This window comes from Chromohalobacter sp. HP20-39, assembly GCF_033052815.1.
GTDB lineage: Bacteria > Pseudomonadota > Gammaproteobacteria > Pseudomonadales > Halomonadaceae > Chromohalobacter.
Genome location: NZ_JAWHTP010000303.1, coordinates 1 through 354 on the forward strand (window position 1 = coordinate 1; position 354 = coordinate 354).

Here is a 354-nt window from a genome sequence, read left to right on the forward strand (position 1 = left end):
GTGCTCTTCCGATCTTTTCACTCCAGGGCGATCCACCCAAACTGCAGTCACGCGCGCCAGCGTTCTGCGCCAGATGCCGCCAGGCATCTGGGTGCTCGGCTTCGTCAGCCTGCTGATGGACATCGCCTCCGAGATGATCCACAGCCTGCTGCCGCTGTTCATGGTGTCGGTGCTGGGTGCCAGCGCGCTGACGGTCGGTGTGATAGAAGGTCTGGCTGAATCGATCGCGCTGATCGTCAAGATCTTCTCCGGCGCACTGAGCGACTACCTCGGCAAGCGCAAAGGCCTGGCAGTCTTCGGCTACGCGCTAGGCGCGCTGTCAAAGCCGCTGTTCGCGATCGCCCCCACCGCGGG

Annotated in this window: 1 pseudogene; it reads left to right on the plus strand. The window is 63.6% G+C overall.

Features of this window, described 5'->3' with window-relative positions:
- Positions 1 to 91 precede the first annotated feature (91 nt).
- Positions 92 to 354 (plus strand): annotated as a pseudogene (locus RVY79_RS18095) (MFS transporter); the annotation flags it as partial.